This window comes from Vibrio sp. 1288, from assembly GCF_033344475.1.
The window spans coordinates 1-2,224 of the sequence record NZ_JAWPOX010000079.1 but is presented as its reverse complement, the minus strand read 5'-3'; the positions used below and the strand labels follow the sequence as shown (position 1 = coordinate 2,224).

Annotated in this window: 2 protein-coding genes and 1 pseudogene; 2 read left to right on the top strand and 1 reads right to left on the bottom strand. The window is 46.6% G+C overall.

Annotation, left to right across the window (positions count from 1 at the left end):
• Positions 1-142: pseudogene (locus R8O11_RS24695) on the top strand (ABC transporter permease); the annotation flags it as partial.
• Positions 143-252: 110 nt separating this feature from the next.
• Here the strand turns inward: R8O11_RS24695 and R8O11_RS24690 are convergent.
• Positions 253-693, bottom strand: coding sequence for a hypothetical protein (locus R8O11_RS24690; RefSeq protein ID WP_318194541.1), 441 nt, complete (start codon positions 691-693; stop codon positions 253-255).
• A gap of 307 nt (positions 694-1,000) precedes the next feature.
• Here R8O11_RS24690 and R8O11_RS24685 point away from each other — a divergent pair.
• Positions 1,001-2,224 (top strand): M9 family metallopeptidase N-terminal domain-containing protein (locus R8O11_RS24685; RefSeq protein WP_318194540.1); only part of this gene is annotated, 1,224 nt, incomplete at its 3' end.

Sequence of the window (2,224 nt, the reverse complement as noted above, 5' to 3'; positions counted from 1 at the left end):
GATGTGGTCAGGGATCCGAGAACAAATCAGCCCGACAATTTTGGCTGTTGCGACCTTGCTGATTTTTATGTCCGTGTGTTTGCTCGTGACGTTGGAGATCTTACGCAGACGCAATGTCCGTATTCGTGGGATTCAAGAATAAATAAGCCTTTTTCGGTTGCTCAGAGCTTTCTCGTCCAGGAATTACTCACCATTTTGACCGAACGCGCCTCCTTGTGGGCGCTTTTTTACGTCTGCGGCTCGATAGGGGGGCTATTTGATTTGTTGAATTTCTATTCCCGCTTGCTCAAAACGGGCGAATACAGGCTTGTGATGCTGCTGATACCAGCTCGCTGGCATGTTAGGTTTAAGCTGTAGCTTCTCCTGTTTGCTGATCACCACATAGTGCAAAAACGCGTTAAGCGTAGCCGTCATTACATCAAACGTCATCTCTCCATCTTTACTGATGGCTTTGAGCGAACCAACCACGGTTTCTTCAGGAACTAAAGGCTCAATAACCGCCTGTTTACGAGTTTTAAGGCTGATAGAGGCTGGCAACACATCACGGGCTGTTTCCCAACAAACCTTGTTGTTTTTATTTACAAAATTGTTTTTATAGCAGTAGTAACTGAATAAAAAACGGGACACGTTTTGCCAGCGTTGCGTTTGGATTTCTAACCACAGGTGCTGAAGTTCGATATCGGCATCGGTCATAGATTTCATTCTAAATATGTTGGGAGAGCGATAGTGTAGCTTGGTTTTTTCATAACGCCAAAATCCTTCGTTGTGGCGTCTTTAAGTGCTAGTTCATCAAAGTCTATTGAGCAAATCGATTTTAATAAAGTTCGTAGTGTGGCGAATTGGGTACTAAAAAGTGATACCGCTAAATTTGTTTGTTAATGAATTGTTTATTTTAAAGCTCAATCAGATTTATATGAGGGTGCTCTTCGTTGTGAAAAGAGCACGAAGTGATGTCACGTGGTATCGGCATTTAAGGAACACATTATATAGAAGAACAACGATGGAACTGAAAACCCTCAGCGTCGCGATTGCGGCAACCTTGAGCAGCACTGCTGCGTTCGCAATGAGCGAGCCAGTAGCGCAAGTCACAGAGAAAGTTGAACATCATCAGCACGAACATGGTGTAGAAACGGCGCAGCCTGAGTATGCACCGACAGAATTGTTACCACAGCTACCGAAACAGACGTTACGTACGCGGGCTACCCAATCGGTTGAAGCGGCAAGCGTGGTTTGTGACGTAGAATCGTTCACAACCACCAACAGCAACGACTTGATCAGCGCGATAAAAACTCAAGGTGCAAGTTGCATCAACGAGCTGTTCTCTGCTCAAAGCCGAGTGCAAGAAGCGGCGTTTGATTCTGACCACATGTACAACGTGGCAAAGCATACGGTGACTTTGGCGAAGGCCTATACTGGCGGTGGTAGTGATGAGCTTGAAGCCTTGTACTTGTATTTGCGCGCTGGCTATTACGCCGAGTTTTACAACAACAATATCTCGTTTGTTTCTTGGGTCACGCCCGCAGTGCAAGAGGCGGTAGACGCGTTTGTAAACAACGCTAATTTTTACGAAAACAGCGACCCGCACGGCAAGGTATTAAGTGAAGTGATCATTACGATGGACAGTGCGGGGCTGCAACACGCTTATTTACCGCAAGTGACGGAGTGGCTGACGCGCTGGAATGACCAATACGCTCAAAACTGGTACATGCGCAACGCGGTGAATGGGGTGTTTACCATCTTATTCGGTGGTCAGTGGAATGACCAATATTTGCAAACCATCGGTAACCAAACCGAACTTGCAAAAGCATTGGGTGACTTTGCGTTGAGAGAGTCCTCGATAGGAGCGAGCGACGAGTTTATGGTGGCAAATGCGGGTCGCGAATTGGGGCGTCTGACCAAATATTCGGGCAGCGCTGCCACAACGGTGAGTAGCAAGTTAAAAGATATTTTTGCTCGCTATGAGATGTACGGAAAAGGGGATGCCGTTTGGCTTGCTGCTGCGGATACGGTCTCGTACTACGCCGAATGCAGCGAGTACGGAATTTGTGATTTCGAAACCAAGCTCAAAGGTTTGGTGTTATCGCAAACCTACACTTGTAGTCCAACCATCCGTATTCTGTCGCAAAATATGACGCAAGAGCAGCATGTGGCCGCTTGTAGCAAAATGGGTTACGAAGAAGGGTATTTTCATCAATCTTTGGAAACTGGCGAACAGCCAGTCGCT